At 42.0% G+C, this 24,287-nt stretch carries 15 protein-coding genes; 12 read left to right on the top strand and 3 right to left on the bottom strand.

Annotated features, from left to right (window positions below; genetic code table 11):
* Positions 1-491: 491 nt before the first annotated feature.
* Positions 492-1,688, bottom strand: coding sequence for an MFS transporter (locus ACJJIO_RS17400; RefSeq protein WP_444909234.1), 1,197 nt, complete (start codon positions 1,686-1,688; stop codon positions 492-494).
* Positions 1,685-5,041 carry a Gfo/Idh/MocA family oxidoreductase gene (locus ACJJIO_RS17395; RefSeq protein WP_444909233.1) on the bottom strand — a complete coding sequence of 1,119 codons (3,357 nt, stop codon included), beginning with the start codon at positions 5,039-5,041 and terminating at the stop codon, positions 1,685-1,687. The genes ACJJIO_RS17400 and ACJJIO_RS17395 overlap by 4 nt, the downstream gene beginning before the upstream one ends.
* Before the next feature lie 298 nt (positions 5,042-5,339).
* Here ACJJIO_RS17395 and ahpC point away from each other — a divergent pair, with 298 nt between their 5' ends.
* From ahpC to ACJJIO_RS17340, 11 genes are all read left to right on the top strand, one after another.
* Positions 5,340-5,906: an alkyl hydroperoxide reductase subunit C gene (gene ahpC, locus ACJJIO_RS17390; protein WP_252082168.1), complete on the top strand. Its 567-nt coding sequence runs from the start codon at positions 5,340-5,342 to the stop codon at positions 5,904-5,906.
* 77 nt (positions 5,907-5,983) lie between these two features.
* Positions 5,984-7,534, top strand: a complete 1,551-nt coding sequence (gene ahpF, locus ACJJIO_RS17385) for an alkyl hydroperoxide reductase subunit F (protein WP_444909232.1) — start codon at positions 5,984-5,986, stop codon at positions 7,532-7,534.
* A 405-nt stretch (positions 7,535-7,939) separates the two neighbouring features.
* Positions 7,940-8,080, top strand: coding sequence for an acetyl-CoA hydrolase/transferase C-terminal domain-containing protein (locus ACJJIO_RS17380; protein ID WP_444909231.1), 141 nt, complete (start codon positions 7,940-7,942; stop codon positions 8,078-8,080).
* A gap of 757 nt (positions 8,081-8,837) precedes the next feature.
* Entirely contained in the window at positions 8,838-10,358 is a 1,521-nt protein-coding gene (locus ACJJIO_RS17375; protein ID WP_444909230.1) for a lytic polysaccharide monooxygenase, read from the top strand.
* A gap of 1,233 nt (positions 10,359-11,591) precedes the next feature.
* Entirely contained in the window at positions 11,592-12,905 is a 1,314-nt protein-coding gene (locus ACJJIO_RS17370) for an acetyl-CoA hydrolase/transferase family protein (RefSeq protein ID WP_444909229.1), read from the top strand.
* 8 nt (positions 12,906-12,913) lie between these two features.
* Positions 12,914-13,762 (top strand): HpcH/HpaI aldolase/citrate lyase family protein, encoded by an 849-nt coding sequence (locus ACJJIO_RS17365; protein ID WP_444909228.1) that lies wholly within the window; start codon positions 12,914-12,916, stop codon positions 13,760-13,762.
* 22 nt (positions 13,763-13,784) lie between these two features.
* Positions 13,785-14,315 carry a MaoC/PaaZ C-terminal domain-containing protein gene (locus ACJJIO_RS17360; protein WP_444909227.1) on the top strand — a complete coding sequence of 177 codons (531 nt, stop codon included), beginning with the start codon at positions 13,785-13,787 and terminating at the stop codon, positions 14,313-14,315.
* A gap of 319 nt (positions 14,316-14,634) precedes the next feature.
* On the top strand, positions 14,635-16,065 hold the full coding sequence (locus ACJJIO_RS17355) for an alpha/beta hydrolase family protein (RefSeq protein WP_444909226.1): 1,431 nt from the start codon (positions 14,635-14,637) through the stop codon (positions 16,063-16,065).
* A gap of 452 nt (positions 16,066-16,517) precedes the next feature.
* Entirely contained in the window at positions 16,518-17,945 is a 1,428-nt protein-coding gene (locus ACJJIO_RS17350; RefSeq protein WP_444909225.1) for an alpha/beta hydrolase family protein, read from the top strand.
* A 65-nt stretch (positions 17,946-18,010) separates the two neighbouring features.
* Positions 18,011-19,096 carry a sensor histidine kinase gene (locus tag ACJJIO_RS17345; RefSeq protein WP_444909224.1) on the top strand — a complete coding sequence of 362 codons (1,086 nt, stop codon included), beginning with the start codon at positions 18,011-18,013 and terminating at the stop codon, positions 19,094-19,096.
* A 3-nt stretch (positions 19,097-19,099) separates the two neighbouring features.
* Positions 19,100-19,816: a LytR/AlgR family response regulator transcription factor gene (locus ACJJIO_RS17340; RefSeq protein WP_252082177.1), complete on the top strand. Its 717-nt coding sequence runs from the start codon at positions 19,100-19,102 to the stop codon at positions 19,814-19,816.
* Between the two features lie 353 nt (positions 19,817-20,169).
* On the opposite strand, the gene ACJJIO_RS17335 is transcribed toward ACJJIO_RS17340, so the two are convergent.
* The gene (locus ACJJIO_RS17335) at positions 20,170-21,465 is read right to left on the bottom strand and encodes a hypothetical protein (RefSeq protein ID WP_444909223.1); all 1,296 of its coding nucleotides are present in this window, start codon (positions 21,463-21,465) and stop codon (positions 20,170-20,172) included.
* A gap of 529 nt (positions 21,466-21,994) precedes the next feature.
* Between ACJJIO_RS17335 and tkt the strand changes: the two genes are divergently transcribed.
* Entirely contained in the window at positions 21,995-23,995 is a 2,001-nt protein-coding gene (tkt, locus tag ACJJIO_RS17330) for a transketolase (RefSeq protein ID WP_444909222.1), read from the top strand.
* The last annotated feature ends 292 nt before the right edge of the window (positions 23,996-24,287 follow it).

Raw genomic sequence — 24,287 nt, 5'->3', positions numbered from 1 at the left:
CCACCTGCAAAGGATTGATTAGGTCCGCAGCGATAGAGTGCGAACTTAGTTCCAGTTATGCGCAGGGCTTAATTCATCGGCGTAAATGACTCCGGACAAGATATTAGATTAGTATTTCCCAAGGCGTGGGCATCTATTAAAGGCGCTTAGCGTAATTAATATGCCAATATATTTCAAGCACTATTTGCAAACCAATCAACTTAGATGATACCTACTATCCTAGCGGCTAGAGTAACCTAACATGCTTCTCCATCGAGACTTGGTACTGAACACTGCGCCACCAATCCGACCATCTAGTAGCTTTCTAAGTCTCAACTTGTAGGAAGGGGGTACCTTAACAACCCGCCAGTATTTTCGTTCAAACCACTCTCTTATAGTCAGACTGATTCATCTGTAAGTGAATGGTTAGGATTAAATAACCCTGCACATTAAGAATTTCAACGGGTTAACTTTCTTTCTGAGCCATAAAGGTAATATGGATTGTCAGGAACTTACCGAGACTTTACCAACCTCTCAATAAAGGCTACCAGTGTGCAGAAAACAATCCCCGCCAGAAGAAATACTGGAACTATATAGATAGCAGTTTGTATACCATAATTCTCATCCAGCCATCCTACTAAGGCATGGGCAAATATCAAAAACACGCCCCCCATTCCAAGAGAAAATGAAACAGTAAACGGTGGATTTCTTGAACTACGCGTCAACCACTCCATCGTATAGGGAAAAAGGTAAGATAGAGTTAGACCACATACAGGCAACCACAAAGGATTAACCCAATAACCAAGAAGAAATACAACTGTTGTTGATACAAAAGAAATTATCAACCAAATAAATGCACTACCCCTTAGAAGGATGAAGGTAAAAAATATCCTTCCAATACACAGCAGGCCAAAAAAAATTGAAAGTAAAACATCTGCCTCAACAGCCCATGGACCACCCCTTGCATCAAGAAATAACACCAATCGACTAGCAAGGATGTGTTCAGATCCATTATATGCAGAAACAATTAACCCACCCCCAATTGCAATCCACCATTCTTTTGGCTCTTTATCTCGTTTACTGTTTTCTCGATAAGCACTGGGATCAAAGTCCCCACGTCCTGTTTGATGCCTTCTTTTTCTTCTGAATAAGCCGACATAAATATATAGAAGAATGACAGCAGCAAGTACGCCAAATAAATAGAACCCCCCTTCCCAGTCAAAATGATACTTATAGGATAATGCAGGTATTAAGGGAGATAGTATCGATGCAACTCCATAGGTGCTATGCAACCCACAATATCCTTGACGCGCGAGATCTTGAGGAACAAAAAGAGGGATTGCTACATTAATCAGTACCATACAGCCCCCTGCTCCCATTCCAAAAATAAAACTTCCTAAAATAAGAGTGGGAAAGGAATGATAATAACCAGAAACTCCCGATAGTATTGAGCCAACCCCCATAAAAGCGACAAATAACCCCAAACCCGATATCACTCTAACTCTCTTTACCCATAAAGATCCTGATAGAGTCATTAATAAGGCAGAAAAAGTGGACAAAAAGAAAAAGGTAGCCCCCTTAGAAGGGGTTACAGAAAAGTAATCCAAGATTTGAGGATAAATTGGCGCCTTATAAACCTCTATAAAACCTAGAAGAAATAGCGCTCCATAACAGGATAACAATCCAAACCAATAGATCTTTCGCTTCACGCAGCTCTTCTTTTAATATAGTGATCACACTCTACAACCATCTGAATCGCTCGCACGGAGTCTGCTAGAGGAAGCTCCGGGCACTCAATTAAACCTTTCTCCAAACATTGCTGCACAATCCGAGCCTCGTAGTATAGCCCCTCAGAGTTGGGATAATTAAATTTACCCCTAATTCTCGGCAGCGGGAATTCATACATCTTAGAAACATTATTCGATCTTCTATCGCCTGAAATTCTAGTTGTTGAAATCTTTGTTGGACAATGCGCCGGCGTAAAAATTTTTATCCTGCCTTCAGTTCCATAGATCTCCAACTCTTCTGCTCCCTCCACCAGATGACTCCAAGAAACAACTGCAGTAGATCCAGAATTAAAGTGGGCATAAATCAGTCCGGCTCCATCTTCCTTAAATCCATGATCATCAAGTACCCCGGAGAACTCCAGATCTGATGTATCCCGACCCAGCATCATCAACGCTGCATGTATTGGGTATACCCCGGCATCCAAACCTGCCCCAACTTTCCATTTAGGAGATTGAAGCCCTTCGTCCATGAGTAAATCAAAACTCAAATCAGCCCGTAGCTGACAAACATCCCCAATGCCACCGGAAGTTATAATGCTTCTGCAGTGTTGTATAGCTGGAAAGAATCTCATCCACATACCTTCCATGCAAAAAAGCCGCTTTTTATTGGCAAGATCCTTAATCTTTTGGGCATCTTCGACGGTCAGCGCTATAGGTTTTTCAATCAGTACCGGCTTCCCTGCCCTTAAAGCCAATTCAGCATGCTGTCGATGCAACTCGGGAATAGTCGCAATATAGACAATATCGACCTCTGGGTCAGAAACTAATTCCTGGTAATCTCCATATGCTCGACAGACTCCATGCTTACCTGCAAAATCTTTAGCCCGCCCAAAGTCCCTAGAAGCCACAGCATGAATTTCTGCAGATTCCAGATAATTGATCACTATGGCAAAATCATTCGCAATCCTTCCACAACCAATAAACCCCCAACGTAGCTTTTGGGGAGAGACCCTCTCTGGAGTATAAACATTCGCTATTTCTACGTCCTCAATCAGCCCCTCTTCATCTTCTATAGTATCGGGATCTAATACGAGTTCAGGGTGGTAGTAAAGCCTCTCTTGCAGGCTATTCCAGGCACCCTCAAGATGTTTACCCTTTATTTTGTTCACCCATATGCACCTTCCGAGAGGTGCAGGTAGAGGCGCGCGTAACGTTCCTGAACGGTGGATTGAAATCTGTTTAATTGCCGTTTTGTATACATCCAGACTCAGCCCCTTCACACTAGCGGAAAGTCCCAGATTCACGTAAATGTCAAACAGCAATTTAACTTCTGCCTTAGATATCAATCCCATCTGTTCAGCAACCAGTGAAGTAAATAGGCAATCAATACCCACAGCTTCACCATGCATCAACCTAAAAGCCTCATCACGTTCCAACCATCGAGATAGCGTATGTCCAAAGTCCATTGGCCTAGATAAGTTCTCCTCTTTTAAATCTCCCGCAATACTGTCAAGCATTGCATCGATACAATTTATTAATAATTTATAGGATGCTTCTCCCGGGAGCCCATCAGGTCCCAGAAATTTATTTTCTAATAATGATGTACCTTGGGCTGACAATGTATCGAGTACGTTTCTATTAAATACCACGCCAACCTTGATCATTTCACCAATCGCGCTTTTCAGCACTCGCTGTGGATTAGTTTTTAAGAAGGTTGGATCAATTATTGTGTGCAAAGGGCTGTGGAAAGCACCTATCCCATTTTTGATGTTGTGGTTTACACTAACCTTAATACCGATAGATGAGTCAATCATGCCCATTAGAGTGGTTGGGATACGTATCCAGGGCGTATTACGTCGCCATACCGCACTGACAAACCCTATTGTATCCGTTACCGCTCCCCCCCCGATAGCTACAATTGGCTCCCTATAACGAAGAGGATTGACCTTCCATATTTCATCAATCATTTTTAAAAGACTGTCAATATTTTTTGACTGCTCACCGCCCTTCATAACAATTGGAATAAATTTAACCCCAACAGACTTTTCCCACGCAATGATAGATTTTTCATACAAACCCCAAACCCTGTCATCAACACAACAAATAATTCTGTTCTTTGGGGGCCTTAAGAGCTCAATAAGAAACCGATTGCCGAGGTCAAACAGCCCGTGGTGATACCAGATTCTCTGATTTGTAGGGGCCTGACAAATAGTGTCTGAAACTTGGACAATAGAGTGATGGTTTTCGTCTGCTCGCACTTGAGCCTTGATACTAGGCTCAATCAATGTGGCTAACTCAAGTACACTGCATGCATGATTTAACCGCGGTAGCCGCTGGTATTTTTCATTATCATCATCCAAGATAGATTCAATGAAAAGCCTCTTCAAATCACGATAATCTTGTTCAAATAAGTAGCAATACCATATGGCCCCCTTTTCCTTTCTTGTAAGTTCAAGCGCGCGATCAAGCCTATCCGGCATAGCTTGTCGAATGAAAATCGGCCTACCCCTGAGCCCTTTCCGCATCACTATACAGTTTTCTACACCTTCACAACGGGTAGCCAGAAAGGAAAAACTGATTCCCAAATTGGTTTTTAAAGTAAAAGATAGCTTTTTGAAATCCTCAATATCACCAAATTGCTTCTGTGCCGTCTCATCCTGATTCACCACTACATCCACAATGTTGTGAGGGGCTAGATTCCACTTTGCGACACAAAGTTCAAGCTCATGGCAACACTGGTTAAGTAGCATACCTTCGGAATTTTGCCTGAAGATGCTTTCCAAATTAGCTTCTGGATGTGGATTGTGATGTATAAATCCCACACTTCTAGACTTTAATTGCCATTGTTTATTAATTCTCTCAGCTTCGCTGACGTAGCTGGCGATATGCTTCTGATAGCCTATAACAGCATTTACATGCTCCTCACCAGCACATCTCTCCATGTCACGCAATTTTTCCAGTGAGTCGGCGCCAGGTTTTTCCAGGTAGATATTTCTATACCCCTTGCCTACTACAAAATCAAAAATCCCTTTCGTTGATTGAGTTCTAACTGAAATCAACACCAAACTTTTATGGGAAAGATTTGCCTTAGGTAATTGTTCTAAAGAGGAATAGAGTTTGAAGTCACCAAATTGATCTTTGAGCCTTGCCATCTCCTCATGAAATGCCATCCCTTTTTTGGAAGACGAAACAGCAGCAGACAGCCAGTGCTGCTCAACGATGGCATCTACTACGACATTAGGCATACTCATCAACTGAGAAAGATGCAGCCATCCGATTGACTCCCCTGGCAAGCCAACACCAATCACGATGACATGCACCACATTTTGGTTCATAGGGGCGATCTCATATCAAATCTAAGCCATCCAGGCTCACATGAATCCGAGTTACTTCTTTAACTCATTGCTAACGTCCTCCCATTTAGACTCCAAGTCTTTTCTGTTCTTGAGCCTGTAACGACAAGGCTACATCAGCCAACTGGCGCCTTCCCCTCCCCTAAAAACCAATGATCGATTGGGAAAATTTATTAGAAGCATTTATATTGATAATTTTTATTAAGAGAAATGAATCGATAGTATCAATGCCGTTCCAAAGACAAAGACTGAATAGAAAGTGATGAATAAGGAGTTATCCATGTCACGTTACATCGAATCCCAACTAAAGCCCTTTAACGCTAAGGCCTACCAGAATGGCGACTTCTTCGATATGAGCGACGCCGACGTAAAGGGCAAGTGGGCGGTGTTCTTCTTCTATCCCGCAGACTTCACCTTTGTGTGCCCCACCGAGCTGGGTGATCTGGCGGACAACTACGAAGAGTTCAAAAAGCTGGGTGTGGAGATCTACTCCGTATCTACCGATACCCACTTCACGCACAAGGCCTGGCACGACTCTTCCGACACCATCGGTAAAATTCAATACCCCATGATTGGCGACCCTACCGGCACCATCACTCGTAACTTCGGAGTGATGATCGAAGAAGAGGGCATTGCCGATCGCGGCACCTTTGTCATCGACCCGGAAGGTCGTATCCAGATTGTGGAGATCACAGCCGGCGGAATAGGCCGCGATGCCAGTGAGCTGTTGCGCAAGATCAAAGCGGCCCAATACATCGCCGCTCACCCTGGAGAAGTCTGCCCTGCTAAGTGGAAGGAAGGTGAAGAAACCTTAGCACCCTCCCTCGATCTGGTAGGCAAGATATAAACCCAATACCTCTGACCCGGCCCATCTAGATGATGGGCAACAACCAAGCCTGAATTTGTTAGAGAAAGGACACACCGATGTTGGACGCAAACCTGAAAAAACAACTGGACACTTACCTGCAGAATATCGTCAAACCGATCGAGATTCGTGTGTCCACAGATAACAGCGAAAAATCGAAAGAGCTGGAAACCCTGGTAGATCAAATCACCGGGCTCTCCAAAAAAATTACTGCACAGCAGGGCCAGGCCAAGCGCACACCAAGCATGGCTATCGCCCCTGCTGGAGAGGAACCCCGCGTAAGCTTTGCCGGTATTCCCCTGGGCCACGAATTCACCTCATTGGTTCTGGCACTCCTGCAAGCGGGTGGCCACCCATCCAAGGCAGACCCGCAGCTACTGGAGCAAGTACGTAATCTGGAAGGTAAATTTCACTTTGAAACCTATATTTCTCTCTCCTGCCAAAATTGCCCGGATGTCGTACAGGCACTGAACCTGATGGCCACCCTCAACCCGAACATTACCCACGAGATGATCGATGGAGGGCTGTTTCAGCAGGAAGTAGAGCAACGCAATGTAATGGCGGTACCTGCGGTCTACTTAAACGGCGAACACTTTGGCCAAGGCAGAATGTCCCTTGAGGAGATTATTGGCAAACTGGATACAGGTGCCGCAAAACGCAAAGCTGAGAAACTGAATGACAAGGCTCCTTACGACCTACTAGTCATTGGTGGCGGACCTGCCGGCGCAGCAGCTGCCATCTACGCTGCGCGTAAAGGTATTCGCACCGGGTTAGTAGCCGAACGTTTCGGCGGCCAGGTGATGGATACTGTAGGTATCGAGAACTTTATCTCCGTACCTTATACAGAAGGCCCGAAGCTAGCAGCCAGCCTGGAACAGCACGTTAAAGAATACGGTGTAGATATTATTACTGACCAACGTGCGGCAAATTTACAGCGCAATGAACTGGTAGATATAGAACTAAAGAGCGGTGCCACCCTATCCAGTCGCTCTGTGGTGCTGGCCACTGGTGCAAGATGGAGAGAGCTTGGTGTACCTGGCGAAGCGGAATACCGTACCAAGGGCGTTGCCTACTGCCCCCATTGTGATGGACCCTTCTTTAAAGGTAAGCACGTAGCGGTTATTGGCGGCGGTAACTCTGGGATTGAAGCGGCTATTGATCTTGCTGGAATTGTCGAACATGTCACCGTACTGGAGTTCGCTGACTCACTGCGTGCCGATGAAGTACTGGTGCGCAAGGCACAACAAATGGACAACATCGATATTATCCTCAATGCACAAACTACCAAAGTATTGGGGGATGGTAACAAAGTCAATGGCCTTGCCTACACCGATCGCAAATCGGGAGAGAGCAAAAAGCTCGACCTTGCAGGAGTCTTTGTGCAAATCGGACTAGTGCCAAATACAGAATTCCTCAAAGAGAGTGATGTCGTAATGAATCGTATGGGTGAAATTCAAATCGATGAGCGCGGCGCAACTTCCATTCCAGGCGTCTACGCTGCCGGCGATGCCACTACTGCCCCCTACAAGCAAATTGTGATCTCAATGGGCGCAGGGGCCACAGCCGCACTGGGAGCGTTTGACTACTTAATTCGGTCTTCTGTGGAATAAAGACTGGAATATCAAACGGCCGGTCATTGACCGGCCACTCACTCAATCTTCATCTTCTATTTCTCCACGCCACGCCGCTATAAGGGCTTTCCTGCCAACTTCAATAACAATCTCTTTTGCTTACCTTTTCGTAAAACAAATAGCCTACTGCCTATTGAATGGTTCACAAGCTCATAGTGACATCAGCAACTTCCTCATGGATACGTATAAATCGGTATACATTCAAGCAATTTGAGGCATTCCAACAAACAGACTGCTTTACTATTCCAGAATGAAAAATTGACAACTTGATCTCGGTTGGCCCTTTTATTGGGATCGATTTCAATGGGCTGGTTTACGTCAAATTTATTGATCATCAATTCCAGGTGTTGATGGTCAGCTGGATTTTATAAAAAAAATTAGCAAGTGGCTCTACCATTTAAAGAGGGAAGCGTTTCAAAAATTGAGCCTCGATTAAATACAATCTCAACAGACTCGAGACTTGATGTTGACTACATTGTTACAGAATATGGCTACTGTCAATTAATGGGAAAATCCACGACTTAACACACACGCACAGACAACATTGCTCACACAAGCTTTAGAGAAGGCCTGTTCAAATGGGCATAGAACACAACCTTAAATAAACCACCAAATAAGTGCCCTAAATAAAATTCCCACAGTGCCTTTAACCCCAAGCAATTTACCTGAAGCCCCTCAAGCAAACTGAAAGCGTATTATGCCAAAATCGTCACAGTGTGGCCCTGTGGTCATTGAGCCACGATGTTTGCAATAAAAAGAAATGACCATACAGACTATCCAGCTTTTTTACCCATCCCGGTCACTAAAACCAGATGTTCACGAAGCCACATATAAATCCGCTAAAGAGAAAAAAACCAGAAGTTTTACCCTTAACATCGTATTTTGACTTTATTTAGCTGAGATATCGGGATCAAAAAAGACATATCTAGACCAAAATAGCAAAGCTGGTCACCAACAATTTATCCGGAAAGAGAAACCAAGAAGTTAGATTTTACCCTACCAACGGGAACCCACATCCAAACCGAATGTCTGTTTGAGTGATGCAACTGAACAAACACAAATATTAATTCGAAATTTTTTACATTTTTTAAGTAATAAAAAACTCAACCTTCGTCACAGTTCACACTGGATTTTAAATTTAGAGTGTCACCTAGATTTTTTCGACATCATCTAAAGGAACACTCTACAAACAGTTTTTTATTACAAGAATTCAACCACCGTGAAGCACTCTTATTCACGAAGTTAACGGACTCACAAAAATAGAGATACCAGGAGTAAATCCATGCTACTAAGAACAAAATGTGCCATTGCCACATTACTACTGATGCCTTTCAGCTTGCAGGTTCAAGCTCACGGCTGGTCTGAATACCCAAAGGCGAGGCAAAAAATATGCTATGACCAAGGGAATGTCTGGTCTGGAACTCCCCCAAATCCTGGCTGTGCATTAGCAAAAACCATCTCTGGGTCTTATCCATTTCAGCAACACAATGAATTTTCCATCAACATTCCTGACTACAATAATTTTACGGCCGTAAAAGCAGCCATTCCAGATGGAACACTCTGCTATGCCAATGACCCACAAAAAAAGGGCATGGGTGCAGCCACCGACACTTGGAGCCGAGTTGAAGTTAACGCTGGAATCTTTGAATACGTATTCAATGCAACCGCACCGCACAACCCCTCTTTTTGGCAGTTTTATCTAACCAAGCCCAACGCTGACCTTTCAAAGCCTCTCGCCTGGGATGACTTGGAGCTTATTCAGGAAGTGGGCGATGTGCCAGTTGTGAATAGCCAATACCGAATGAATGTTACGATCCCTCAAGACAGAGTAGGCAATGCGATTTTATTTGTACGCTGGCAACGAGTAGATGCAGCGGGTGAAGGTTTCTACAACTGTAGTGATATCACCATTGTAAATGGTGATGTTCAACCTCCTACCGAACCTGATCCGGGTACAACAGAGCCATACCTTATTCAAGGCAACACCTTTATCCCGCAGGGTATTAATATCGATTCAGTAGCTGTAGGGGATACTGTCAATTATACGGTCTTCAATAAAAATAGTGAGGAACACTCATCGTTTTCATTAGCAATTACTGAGGACAATAAAAATGATTGGGATAGACTGCTAGCATCTCAAGTTACTGGCTGGTATCAATCCAATCACAATGGAAATGTCTTTATCGGTCGCTGGCATGAGGAAATGAACCATTACATGTATTTCCAAGGTGACTTGCATGGCAACTATTTTAACTCTAAAGATGCACGCGCTTCAGGCCAGTTCAGCATCACAAGTAATGGCAGTGAATTGATTGCGTCTATTACGCCCAAGGTGTTAAGGCCTCTCGACATAGCCAAGGTGGAGCACGGTGAATTACTGGTGCTCTCTACAGGAGAAAGTACAGGAAACATCACAGATACCCAATGGTCTCAAGTGAGTGGCAGCCCAGTGGAAACAGCAGCCGGGCCGAGTGGTGCATTGGTTATTGACACTTCAAGTTTAACCAATGCCCGACACGAGTTGAGTTTCATGTTAACCGTAAGTAGTAGTTCTGCCAATGATGACGAGGTCTACTCCTTTGTCGTTGAACCCTCGACACCCACAGATCCCACAGATCCCACAGATCCCACAGATCCCACAGATCCCACAGATCCCACAGATCCCACTATTCAAACCTGGGACAGTAACCAAATCTACACTGCAGGGGACACGGTAAGCCATAATGGTAAAACATGGACTGCCGGATGGTGGACCAGGGGTGAAGAGCCAGGCACAACCGGGCAATGGGGTGTTTGGCGCTAAGTAACCAATCAATAATTTATCTCACAGGATTTGGGGGTTTATGGCAATAAGCCCCCGTTTTTTACACACCAGGAATTTAAAAAAAACTCAATTAAACCTAGGGAGGCCCTGACGAAATTTTCTATACAGCCCACCTAAAACCCTATCAAGTCTGGTTTATGATATTTCACGGTCGCTTTACATCGCTATAATTTATAAGCTGAATTTCTAACCATCGCCAAAACCACAAACACCAAAATAAGCCAACATTTTCTTAGATTATATCCCGCTGCTCACACAAACCTGATCAAACCTCTATTCCACATCACGTAAATTCATGATTATTGAATCTATTCACAATCCCACGCACAAACACAACCAAAGTAAAACATCACAATTCATTTTCCATAAATTTAATTAACATTGCCAACATTAATTTTATGGAAAGAATCAATTCACCAGTGAGGATTAAAAAATATTAGGAAATGTTTCATAACTTTAAACCGGTTATTCTTACGATCGAATAGAATGATAAGAACAGTAGGTGCGAGTAGATTTAAGCCAGATTTAACAGACATTCAGTGGAAATTTATCACCCAGGTCTTCCCCCAACTAAAACGTGGCAAAGATGGTCCCAACCTCATTGATAACTCTGTTTATTTCGAAGATCTCTTGTGGATTTTGTACTCAGGGGCAAGATATAAAGTCAAAGAAACGACGCCTATTAGCACAACAAAGCTCCGGATTGGGAATCCGCTACGATACAGCCTGCCCGCCATAAAATTGGCCTGTTTTGCCCTCACCGCAGGAATAGAAGGGTACCGTTGAAACAACATGGCAGAAAGTTTAGAAGGTATGTGCGACACAGTAAGGTTGGGCGAACTTTAACATGATAAAGAAACTACCGCCGCTTGGTCGCCAGGGAGAATTGCTATCTATCTACTTAAAGAGCATTTTTCTATATTGCCTGCAAATCAATTAATCTAATGAAACTTTGAAATAGTTTCTAGAAAAATAGTCGCGAAACAACCCCAATATATCACTTCATCGATCTTAGCCCTCTAAATGTCACCTATAATGCCCTGGAACAATGGCATAGATGCGTAGCAAGGTAAACCTGCAGAATATTTATCTTCCCAAACAGATCAAAAAATATTTAAAACCATATACCTCAAAGTCAAGGCTCACGAAAGACAAGAAATCTACCAAAACCACGGCAAGAACCCACCTAAGGCACTGGAAATTTAGCCCACTATGAATCACGAAGATCAATACCACAGAAAGCTAACCACAGCCGATAATGCCGTAGCCTCTATCCCCAGCGAGAGTATCATCTCCATGGGTATGCGCGTCGCAACCCCGCCAGCTTTACTTAAAGCTTTAGAAAACCGAGTTCGGACAGGCGACATAAAAAAACTCATGGTTTATTACATGCGTTGTGGCGGTGTCGCGATGAAAACAATCTTTCAGGAAGACTTGCTAGACCGTGTCAGGCCCTTCTCATCCATGCTTACCAAAGACGAGGTCAAGCTTGCAAAGAAAGGCTTCGCCAAAGGAAAGAAGTATATCAATTATGTTCCCATTTCCTTTAGTCGATATCCGGAAATTATAAAAAGGCAAGTGAATCTAGATGCTTTCCTAGTAACTGTATCCCCAATGGATAAATATGGATATTTCAATTTTGGTACTAGTGGAGATTATGCGATTGAGTTATCCAGACATGCAGACCAACTCATCGTTGAAGTCAACAAAAATATGCCGAGAACTTCTGGGGGCACATTACTTCACATTAATGAAGTAGATGCAATTATAGAAAATGACACCCCATTAATTGAAGAGCCGCAAAGAGAAACCTCTGAACTGGATAAGAAAATTAGCGATTATATTGCACCGCTAATACCCGATGGCGCTACAATTCAAATGGGGATTGGAGGTGTTCCCAATGCCGTGTGCGAGCAGCTGGTAAACAAGAAGAATCTTGGGATACATACCGAGGTTATCACCTCCGGAATGATAAACCTAATCAAATCTGGTGCGGTTAATAATTCACGCAAAAAACTAAACACCCACCTCAATGTGTTCACCTTTGCCATAGGGGATAGGACACTCTATGACTTTATTGATAACAACCCTTCAATGGCCTGCCTTCCAGTCTCCTACGTGAATGAACCACAAACTATTGCTCAAATTGACAACATGATCTCAGTCAATTCCTTTATTGAGATCGATTTCAATGGGCAGGTAAATGCAGAATTTATCGATCATCAATTCTCTGGGGTGGGTGGACAATTGGATTTTATCAGAGGCGTATATTACTCAAGAAATGGTAAAACCATATTGGCGAGCAGTTCTACGGCACAGGGGGGGAAAATTTCCCGGATTGTACCGCGCCTAAATACAATCACAACAGACTCTAGACTGGATGTTGACTATGTCGTTACTGAGTACGGTTGCTGCCAGCTTATGGGTAAATCAACCACAGAACGCACACATGCCCTAATTAACATTGCACACCCAGACTTTAGAGACAACCTGATAAAGCAGGCTAAAGAACACAACTTTATCTAACCAAGCATATGATCAACCTACACATTTATCCTGCACTACTTTTTACGCCAGGCAATAAGCCCAATCTTTTTCAGAAAGCAACAGAGGTAGAAGCCAGCGCAATTATTATTGATCTCGAAGACAGTGTACCCACTAGTGATAAGCAATTAGCCAGAGACAATACTATTCACTACTGCTCCAAAAGCCAAAGCGACAATACTGCTAATATTATTCGAATCAACCACCTAACGAGCAATGAAGGACTAAAAGACATACTTGCCATTACTACAACCAAGTTACACATCGACGCTGTACTTTACCCTAAGACAGAGTCTCCTAATGATATCCAACAACTTGGAAAACTCCTTGCTCAAACTTATACGGACATAGCCATTATTGCTTTAATAGAAACTGCCTGTGGAACAATAAATATCCACAATATTGTTAAGGGCAGCCCCAAAAAACTGCAGGCCTTAATGTTTGGTGCCGCAGACTATGCCAACGACCTCAATTGTGACAACTCAATAGACGCCCTAAGCTCTGCACGTAGTAAAATCGTGGAAGCTTCAGCAGCAAACAATCTGGCCTGCTTTGACTCCCCCTATTTTGATTTCAATAATGAAGATGGACTAAATAAAGAACTAAATATCGTTAAGGGGATGGGATTCAATGGCAAGGCCGCCATTCACCCCAAACAAATTTCTGCTATCAAGTCTTCTTTCAAGCCTACTCAAGAACAATACGAAAAAGCAGAGAAAATAGTAGAAATCTATAACAATTCAAAGGGTAAAGCCTGTCAATACCAAGGGGAGATGATTGATGTACCGGTTTACTCCAAAGCAAAGCAAGTTATCTCTATATTCAATAAACTTAGCTAAAACTTAAAGGGAAGTGGTCGTCATGCAATTCCAGCCATATAAAAAAATTAACGATAATCGCTACCGGGAAGACTTTGGATTTTACTTCGAAGACTTCACAGAAGGTATGATCATTGAACATCGTCCAGGTAGGACATTAACTCGAACAGACAATACCTGGATGACGCTATTAACAATGAATACGGCACAGTTACACTTTGACGCCAACTATGCACAAAAAACCGAGTGGCAGTTACCGCTAGTGGATAGTACTTTAACCCTGGCGATTATAACTGGAATGACAGTAAACACTATCAGCAAGAAGGTAGTAGCCAATTTAGAGTGGGATAAGGTACAGCTACTGAAACCTGTTTTTGAGGGGGACACCATCTACGCAGAGAGTGAGATCCTATCTAAACGAGAATCACATTCCCGCCCCACTCAGGGAATAGTGACGGTTGAGACTCGTGGCTTCAAGCAAGATGGCGAACTATTTATGCGCTTTATGAGAACAGTATTAGTGTATAAGAAAGGACACTCACCAAACTATAACATTGACGAAGCCTCAGAATAACTCCGAGATTCCCCTGACTTTTAGAGCGATTGACAGTAAGAGTGGCCCTTTTGAGCATACTTATGCTGTATGCTCAACTGTTAAAACTGACCATCTACACAGAACCATCTTTCGCCTAACGAACAAAAACAAGCTGAAAGGACATTACCCAAAGTAACTGGCACTATAGAACCTGTTTAATTTGCGCAGGACCTAGCCATTCATCATCTTTCTTTACCGCTCATCCATTATATAAAACCTCCCCTACTAAATTAACTGCACAAAGTTATTCAACATCTAGAATGCCAGCCATTCAACTAACCCTATGGAATAATTACTGATGCAAACGATCAAATCGAAATTTAGAGTTACCAAGTGGCGATTAAAGTCATTAATCCTAGCCGCTTTATTGACTTCCAATGCTATGGCCACTGACATTGAAGGCGACTGGAGATCGATGCTTAAAACAAATGATGAGAAGATCATACCAATAGTGATTCAACTAGAGGAGAATAGCGGTGAATGGACTGGCGTATTAAATAGCCCATCTTTAGAGGAAATGAAATTAGACATTACGAGGCTGGAAGTTATAGATAATAGAATTGCTTTCGAAGTAAAATCCCTAGATATCAAATACGAGGGAAGTTACATTAATCAGGTAGACCTAATCGCTGGCGCAAACATTAAGAAAGGGGCATCATCTCTTACATTTTTTAGCAGAATAAATGACCATATTGATGGTTCTAGCAATCATTCACAAACACAAAATAAATCTACTCCATATATTATTGAAGATGTCAATTTTAAAAATAAAGAGACAAGCAATCTAATTTCGGGGACTTTAACCAAGCCAGATTGCAAAATCAAAGCAACGGCTGTTCTTATCAGTGGTACTGGACCCCAAGATAGAGATGAATCTCTTTTTGGACATAAACCTTTTGCCGTAATTGCCGATCACCTAACCCGGCAAGGATATGCGGTATTACGTTATGATGACCGAGGGGTTGGTGGATCTAGTGGCAGCCATCAAACAGCAACTACTAAAGACTTCGCAAGTGACACCAGCGCAGCTGTTGACTATTTAAACAGCCGTGGCGACCTACCCCAGGGTAAAATTGGCTTAATTGGCCACAGTGAAGGCGGTATGATAGCTCCTATGGTTGCCAGTAAGCGTGATGATATTGCATTTGCCATTTTACTTGCTGGACCTGCAGTTGAAATACCAACTATGCTTGTTGATCAGTGGTACCTTGATCGTAAATTTAATGGATTATCCGAGGAAATATTAAATAAACTCAAAGAGTTAGATAAGGAAATCCTAGAAAAAATTGGTAATCTTGAATTTAATGAACCACTTAATGATGCTATTCAGGATCTTATTTATTCCAGCATCAGGCTTGAGGGGGTGCCCGAAGAGGACATAAATACCCAATTTGAACAGCTAAAGAAAGAGTACTCTACATTGATATTTCGTGATTACTTAAAGTTCAATCCAGAATTCTATTTAGAACAAACAAAAGCTCCGCTATTGGCTCTTAATGGTTCTTTAGACTTTCAAGTTGATGCAAAAATGAATTTAGGTAATATACAATCAGTATTAAATAGAATCGAACATAAAGATTTTACGGTCATTGAGCTTGATAAAATGAATCATCTTTTTCAAGTAGCAAATAGTGGTTCATTTAATGAGTATGCAGAACTAGAAGAAGGCTTTTCACCAAAGGCATTACTTGTAATTACTAAATGGTTAAACGAACGATTCAAAATCTAGATTTGTCTAGAATTTTACGGCTCCTATATTGGAGCCATTTTATTACGTTCAAACGAAATGCTATTTAATTAAAAATAAAATCGAGTGGGTATACTTAGATTAACCTAACGATTGAAATCTATTGGTAACATCTTATAGATAATACCAATTGACGATCCATACAGGAGCTAATAAATAGTAACCCCCAAAGATCCTTCGGATGTCTAATCTCCTTATAGAGAAATCGATCATAGTAAAACTAGAATATTTTGCACGCCAGTCTCAAATCTATGGTCAACCACTTTATGAGCAAGATATTACTTGAATTTCCCATTCAGGGTAATCCTAGACCGCTCATCGCCCCTCCCTACCATTCATCCCCTCAGGAAGCCACTCCTACTAAATCCATAACACCAGGCTAATCGACAGGTAGAATATCAACCATTCAACAAGTAGGTACAGGAAGAGTACAAATGCAGCCTATCAAATCATTCTTTGCAGAAGCCAAGTGGCACTTGAAAACAGTAATTCTCGCAGCTGGCTTAATATCAACCAATGTAATGGCTTCAGGTTTAGAGGGTGATTGGAGGTCCGTAGCCCAGATTAATGGTGAAAAGAATATACCTGTAGTCATTCACCTGGAAGAAGATAACGGTATATGGAAAGGCTCCTTAGATAGCCCCTCCCTTGGGGCTAAGGGAGTAGAAATATCTATGCTGGAAATCCGGGACAGCAGTATCACTTTCGAAGTAGAAGACTTACAGATTAACTACAAAGGCACTTACAGTGCAGCAGTTGATCTTGTGTTTGGATCTATCAGCCAGGAAGTGACATCGCCTCTGAACTTTAGCCGGGCATCTGAAGATACAAAGAACAGGACTAGCAAGCGACCCCAAACACCAAAGGGCCCATTTCCTTATGCTATAGAGGAAGTAAGCTTTAAGAATGCTGCAACAGACAATATCATTTCGGGAACACTGACCAAACCAAAGTCTAATATCAAAGCAACTGCTGTTCTTATCAGTGGTTCTGGGCCTCAAGACCGAGATGAAACCCTGTTTGGCCATAAGCCATTTGCGGTAATCGCCGATCATTTGACACGGCAAGGATATGCAGTATTTCGCTATGACGACCGCGGTATTGGCGGCTCAAGTGGTGATTTTCAAGCAGCAACCAGCAAGGATTTCGCCAGTGACGCTAACGCAGCTGTAGATTATTTAAACAGTCGTAAAGATCTCCCAAAGGGTAAAGTTGGATTAATTGGACACAGCGAAGGCGGTATGATAGCTCCCATGGTTGCCAGTAGTCGAAGTGATATTGGATTTACCATCTTACTCGCTGGACCAGGGGTTAAAATACCTGAACTACTGGTCGATCAGTGGCACCGAAATCGTAAGTTCAATAACTTACCTGAACAAAATATGAAAAGACTTAGCCAGTTGGATAAGGAGATTTTCGAGAATATTGCTCAACTCGGAATGAATGAAAGTCTCAATGATGAGATTTATGAGCTGCTTTATGAAAGCGTGAAGCTCGAAGGCGCTCAGGAAGAGGAGTTGGATGCTCAGGTTGAACAACTCAAGAAGCAATATACTACTCCTTGGTTCCGCTATTTTGTTAAGTTCAATCCTGAACCTTATTTGAAACAAACAAAGTCACCACTTCTGGCTCTTACTGGCTCACTTGACTACCAGGTTGATGCAAAAATGAACCTAAGTAATATACAATCAATATTGAGCAGCGCTGGACATAAAGACTTTAAAACTATCGAGCTGAATAAAATGAACCACCTTTTTCAAATAGCCAATAAGGGCTCATTTTCAGAGTATGCCGAACTAGAGGAGAGCTTTTCACCTGTTGCCCTCGAAGTGATGTCCTCATGGCTGAATGAACGCTTCTGATACTTGATAAGAATGTCAAGACATGGCTCCTAATTTAGGAGCCATCTTACTTAGATATATGTGCAATGAGTATTTTCAAATCCCCAACACCATCCGCAAAATTTTTAGCCTACCATTTTGGTGGCTGGTTGATATTTTCTTTAGTTAATGTTTTCTCTTTAGGGCTTCAATCTCAGAATCACACCGATAAAATCGTGATTAATATTATTATTGTAGGGTTTACTACAGGGATCTCTACCCTTCTTACTCGAGAAATCATATATCGATTTAGCCTCTTTGATAAAAACGGGTATCAACAATGGATTGGCTTCCTATTAGCTGCCATTCCTCTTGGCGGTATAGGCGCCTATATTGCAACTGGCTTTGGATATTTATATTACATCTTTGTAGGATATGAAATTCCATCTTCCTTTTGGGAGGTTGTTGTTAGCAATTGGTTCTATCTTACCATTCTTATATTTATTTGGAGTTTCATTTATCTTACTCTGGTAAATCAAGAGCAATTACGCAAAGCCGAACATGATGCAACACAACTTAAATTACAACTGAACGAAGTAAAAATGAGCGCTCTAATGGGGCAGTTAAACCCTCACTTTCTATTCAATGGGCTTAATAATATTCGTGGACTAATCCTTGAAGATACAGATAAATCCAGGGATATGTTGACAAACTTATCTGACCTTTTACGTTATACGTTAATGGCCCATAAGCATAAAACTGTGTCATTAAGAGATGAATTGGAAATCGTTTGTCAGTATATCGAACTTTTGAAAATACAATATGAAGATCGATTGTCTTTCATATTGGAAGTTAACGAAGATTTAATGGGAGAGCGGATACCTCCACTCCTAATCCAGCTGCTTGCCGAGAATGCCGTTCGCCATGGAATAGAAAAATGTAAACAAGGCGGTGAACTAGTGGTTAAAATCACCAAAGAAGACAATCATATGGTAATCACTGTGATAAATCCAGGTACTCTCATCAGAGAGTCAACCAAAGAGAGTGGTAATACCGGCCTGGGGTTAATCAATATACAAAAAAGGTTAACCATACAATATGGAGACAAGACATATTTTGGAATTGAACAGCAGGGCTCCCAGGTAGTTGCTCGGTGCCATATTCCCTCCTCTCCCTTACAATTAGTGGTATAAGAAGTGAAAGCCATTATCGTTGAAGATTCTCGACTCGCACGCAATGAATTAAGAGAGTTACTCAAACCTTATAAGAATATAAACTTAATAGCAGAAGCAAAAAACTGTGAAGAAGCTATTCTCCTTATATCAGAGGAAAAGCCTGATTTAGTATTCTTGGATATCAATCTTCCTGATGGCAATGGCTTTGACATACTTGAAAAACTGGATTTCACACCTCAGGTTATTTTTACAACAGCTTATGACGAATACGCCATACAAGCTTTTGAAGTAAATGCACTGGATTATCTACTAAAACCCATAAACCCTGAAAAACTAAAGAAAGCTCTCGATAAGACGTCAAGTGAAACACCCACCGAGCACACAAATAGCTTAACAAGCTATTTAGACTCCAACAATAAAATATTTATCAAGGATGGGGAGCGTTGCTGGTTAATCGAAATTGGAAAAATTCGATACTTTGAAAACTGCGGCAACCATGCTCAAGTATTTTTCGATGACAGCAAGCCTTTTATCTATAAATCTCTAACCAAAATAGAACAACGATTAAACCCAGAAGTATTCTTTCGTGTAAATCGACAACAAATTATCAATCTAAACTTTATTAAGAATATAGAATCGTGGGTTAATAGTGGATTAATAATAACAATGACCGATGGGAAAGAAATAGAGGTTGCCAGACGGCCAGCCACTCGGCTACGTGAAATGTTAAGCCTCTGAGAATCAGGCCTAAAAAATAGCAGTGGAGCAAAGCATCAGTTAGATTCGTTTAGACTTGGTAGGATCACTTCCTATTTAAATAAAGTGTACGGCCAAGCCAAGTCTAAACTACTATAGATTCACCCATATTAAAGTTATAGGCTCAAACTCTGCGACTTAGCTACATCTCAGATTTTCTGATATATACCCCATCAACGAATCATACTATTAACCATTTAATCAATCAGGCCTGCAGGGCTAAATCATCAAATTATTGTGTTCAATAGATGGCATTGCAATATGACTGATACTTATACTTCGGAAAATATTTCAGTTAATCAACTGACCAACATTTTGCTAGACGCTATATTAAACTAACATTTAACATTAGAGATCAATCTGTTAATGATACTTATATATTCATCAATATACGCAGAGATACTATCTTCGCTAATCAAAGGCTCACAATAACCAAATACAAAAGCCGAGTTGCGATAAGTCGTATAATTTATAATCATTAAGGGGTTAATTGCAGTTTTCAAACTAATCATTCCTTTTCGAATTTCAAAATATCGCATTTCATTAGCAAGAAGGCGCATATTCCCTACATTTGAAACAAGAATACCTGCAGGAAAGCATTCTTTCGGCGCAGTGACCTCAGCAGCCATACGGGTGACCTCCTCCATGCTATAGTCAGATCTTAGGCTTTTTGTCATTGGTTTTTGTTTGAGAAGCACTAAATTAATCTCATTGTTCAAAATCTTGGCAACTTCAAAAATATCGGAGCTTGTTGCATTTGGTGGTAATTTTAGGCTGGCAGTTTCTGAAAATGAACCAACATGATCACTCGGGATAATAGGGTTGCATAATAATCGAGCATCCATCGTGAAAATAACTTCTGTCAAATCTCTACATGCTGGTATAACCCGGGCAGCAACTGATGCAACAGCACAATAAAGTGCCGTTAGCTTTATCTGATTTTTTTTAGCCAAATAAGCCAATCCCTCGATTTTTTTAGGTGATACTAAATATGATTTAGCACAGGCTCTTCTATCAGCGACGGACGCTTGCTTCTCAACCGCCCAACGGCTTCCCCCCTCTATTTGATGCTCAAATTCCTTCTCACCACAATATCCAGAAGCCTCTAGTTGACTAGCGATACTATTTAGCAAAGGGAGTGATTTAATGGCATGCCTTGGCTTTTCATGAAGACATAGGAACTTGTCAAGATCAGAGAATAGCGTCATGAGGGATCTTCCATCAAGTATGGCATGTATATTTATAAAACAAATCCACTCAACAAAGCCTTGTTTATTTGTATATACCCTTAATCTATATACATGCTCCTCAGTTTTAATGAAGATCTCAGCAAGGTCCCTAAACTCTTTCTCCAAATCAAGCTGATCAACAATTAGAGTTACTTCTATTGGCACATCAACAAAATCAACATCACAAACCCACCTTAATCGCTCACCCCTTTTTACACGCGCCCTCAAAAATGGATGACGCTTATGCAAGTAAGCCAACCCCTCACGCAAGGACTCCATTTGCAAGGGCTCACAGACTTTTATAAAAGAAACAAATTGCAGGCCACCACGAGATAACCTATTCATTTCAATAAATAATGCTTCTTGGGGCCCAAGCTCTCTCGAAAATGGTTCTGGACTCATTGAAAATACCTTGTATTCATAACATTGCCTCTAACCTTTATGATGGAGACATGTAAATCAACAACTATTGATCTTTAGTTAGCCTTATTTATTCCAGGAGCATCAACAGATCGCTGAATAAAACATAGTATGCAATTAGACTTTTCTTACTCGTTGACATATACACTAACTTTCCCCCAAGAAATTTAGTAATGATCCCGGTGGTAGAGATATTTCAAGATATGTAATCCACAACAGATCTTTAAAATACAACCTTTATTTCTTTTTATCATGATTATTACAATTCTTTAGATTGTAAATTTCTTGAAAAACAGGCTATTTTTGTAAAGACGCAAATAACTCCTTATCATCACTAATGCCGCCAAATGCAGGTCAACACCTTTTGCAAAGGCCAACAAATTGCTCATCATTTATGTCATAGAAAATTAAACTGTAAAATTATTATATTACTAGTTTGTCACTTATTTAGTTGGGGATCTCCTTTTGTAAAGGTGATGCTTCGGCTTTCAAAACACCAGAGTACATTTACATGGTCTCCTCTCCTTATAGAAGAAGCATGGCCAATGCGATTCGTGCTTTATCCATGGATGCAGTCCAACAAGCCAATAGCGGGCATCCTGGTACACCTATGGGCATGGCAGACATTGCGGAGGTCTTATGGAACGATTACCTAAAGCACAACCCAGCTAACCCGAATTGGTCTAACCGTGACCGCTTTGTCCTCTCTAATGGACACGGTTCCATATTGTTGTATGCCCTGTTGCACCTTTGCGGCTACGACTTATCAATCGAAGAACTGATGAATTTCTGCCAATTGCACTCCAAGACCCCGGGCCACCCGGAATATGGTTGCACACCTGGTGTTGAGGCCACCACAGGCCCCCTAGGCCAGGGGGTTGCTAATGCCGTAGGTATGGCCCTGGCGGAAAAAGTACTGGCGGCTCAATTTAACCGCCCAGGCTATAAGTTGATCAATCACCACACCTATGTATTTATGGGGGATGGATGCCTGATGGAAGGCATATCCCATGAAGTATGCTCTCTGGCTGGTACTTTAGGCTTGGGCAAGTTGATCGCATTCTATGACGACAACGGTATTTCTGACGATGGGCAGATTGAAGGTTGGTTTACTGACGATACACCCAAGCGTTTCGAGTCCTACCATTGGCACGTCATCCCTAATGTTGACGGCCATGACGCAATTGCGATTAAAGCAGCAATTGAAAAAGCCCATGCATGTTCTGATAAGCCCACCATTATTTGCTGTAAAACCGTGATCGGCTTCGGCTCCCCAAATAAGCAAGGCCGAAAGGAATGCCATGGTCAACCACTCGGGAAGGAGGAAATAGCTCTCGTTCGCAAAACGATTGGTTGGGACCACCCTCCTTTTAAGATCCCTGAAGATATCTATGCATATTGGGATCAAAGGTCTAAAGGTAAAGCATTAGAGAGGGAGTGGAAGAGTCTCTTCGCTAAATACCGTGAGGAGTATCCTGAGATAGCACTCGAGTTTGTGCGTCGTGAGAGTGGAAAACTTCCACCAGATTTCCTGGTAAAAGCCGATAGCTACATTAAGCAATGTCAAAAAGATGCACTAAGAGTCCCCTCTCGTAAAGCGAGCCAGAATACACTGAATGTTTACGGGCCTCTGTTGCCCGAACTCCTAGGTGGTTCAGCCGATTTAGCCGGCCCTTGTTTTAGCCTATGGTCCGGTTCTAAAAGATTGAATAAGAAAGATGCTTCAGGCAACTATATACACTACGGAGTTCGTGAATTTGGTATGAGCGCCATAATGAATGGCATTGCCCTGCACGGAGGTTTTATACCTTATGGTGCTACCTTTTTGGTTTTTATGGAGTATGCTCGAAATGCCGTGCGTATGGCGGCATTAATGAAGCAACAAGTTATATTCGTCTATACCCATGACTCCATCAGAATAGGTGAAAACGGTCCAACTCATCAGCCGGTGGAGCAACTCAGCGCTTTGCGTTCTACACCGAATCTACACACTTGGCGCCCCTGTGATACTACGGAATCAGCGGTAAGCTGGAAGATGGCTATTACACGCAAAGAGGGGCCCACTGCACTAGTATTCAGTCGTCAGGATTTAGCTCCGCAGGAACGAAATACCACGCAGATAGCACAAATTGAAAAAGGTGGTTATGTACTGTCCGACTGCGAAGGCGTTCCTGAGGCAATCATTATTGCGACCGGCTCTGAAGTCGAGCAGGCCATAGCGGCTAAAAGAAAGCTTACTAGCAAGAGAATTCGGGTTGTGTCCATGCCTTGCATAGAAACCTTTTTGGAACAGGAAGAACCGTACCGTGAATTAGTTCTCCCCAGTACTCTCCGCGTCCGGGTGGTGGAAGAGGCTAGTCATAAAGACTATTGGCACAAGTTCGTAGGCTTTGACGGTGAAATCATCGGAATGGATAACTTTGGCAAATCTGCACCCGGCCAGGAAGTCATGCAGTACTTCGAGTTAACAGCTGAGAAAATTATTGAAAGTGTCGAGAGGCTACTGAAGTAATTTAGTATGGAAGTACACCCTTTCTAAAGAAAATACGGTGCCGAGCATTAAAAGGGCAAATATTTCATCGAGTCATTGGCCATCAATAGCTCTGCATTTCAAAGTTATTTTTCATAACTAAAAAAGTTCAACCATCTTGTTTTAGTCGAATCAATATCTATTCAGATTATTCCACCCTCCTTTTGGCACTCGCACAATTTTTCTTGTTTGTGTTCGTGAAATTTTTATAACCTAACTACCCTACAATGAAGTGAAAGTTGCCAAATTACCTGCTCACGCTACAAATCCCCAA

It is taken from the genome of Microbulbifer mixtoriginis (SeqCode) (assembly GCF_052467235.1).
Note: the sequence above shows the minus strand (reverse complement) of the source record. Positions and strands in the feature narration are given on the sequence as shown.

Coding starts and splice junctions, on each gene's coding strand:
- ACJJIO_RS17375 (WP_444909230.1), top strand. CDS start 8,838: ATGCTACTAAGAACAAAATGTGCCATTGCCACATTACTACTGATGCCT.
- ACJJIO_RS17355 (WP_444909226.1), top strand. CDS start 14,635: ATGCAAACGATCAAATCGAAATTTAGAGTTACCAAGTGGCGATTAAAG.
- tkt (WP_444909222.1), top strand. CDS start 21,995: ATGGTCTCCTCTCCTTATAGAAGAAGCATGGCCAATGCGATTCGTGCT.
- ACJJIO_RS17395 (WP_444909233.1), bottom strand. CDS start 5,041: ATGAACCAAAATGTGGTGCATGTCATCGTGATTGGTGTTGGCTTGCCA.
- ACJJIO_RS17365 (WP_444909228.1), top strand. CDS start 12,914: ATGATCAACCTACACATTTATCCTGCACTACTTTTTACGCCAGGCAAT.
- ahpC (WP_252082168.1), top strand. CDS start 5,340: ATGTCACGTTACATCGAATCCCAACTAAAGCCCTTTAACGCTAAGGCC.
- ACJJIO_RS17350 (WP_444909225.1), top strand. CDS start 16,518: ATGCAGCCTATCAAATCATTCTTTGCAGAAGCCAAGTGGCACTTGAAA.
- ahpF (WP_444909232.1), top strand. CDS start 5,984: ATGTTGGACGCAAACCTGAAAAAACAACTGGACACTTACCTGCAGAAT.
- ACJJIO_RS17360 (WP_444909227.1), top strand. CDS start 13,785: ATGCAATTCCAGCCATATAAAAAAATTAACGATAATCGCTACCGGGAA.
- ACJJIO_RS17335 (WP_444909223.1), bottom strand. CDS start 21,465: ATGAGTCCAGAACCATTTTCGAGAGAGCTTGGGCCCCAAGAAGCATTA.
- ACJJIO_RS17370 (WP_444909229.1), top strand. CDS start 11,592: ATGAATCACGAAGATCAATACCACAGAAAGCTAACCACAGCCGATAAT.
- ACJJIO_RS17345 (WP_444909224.1), top strand. CDS start 18,011: ATGAGTATTTTCAAATCCCCAACACCATCCGCAAAATTTTTAGCCTAC.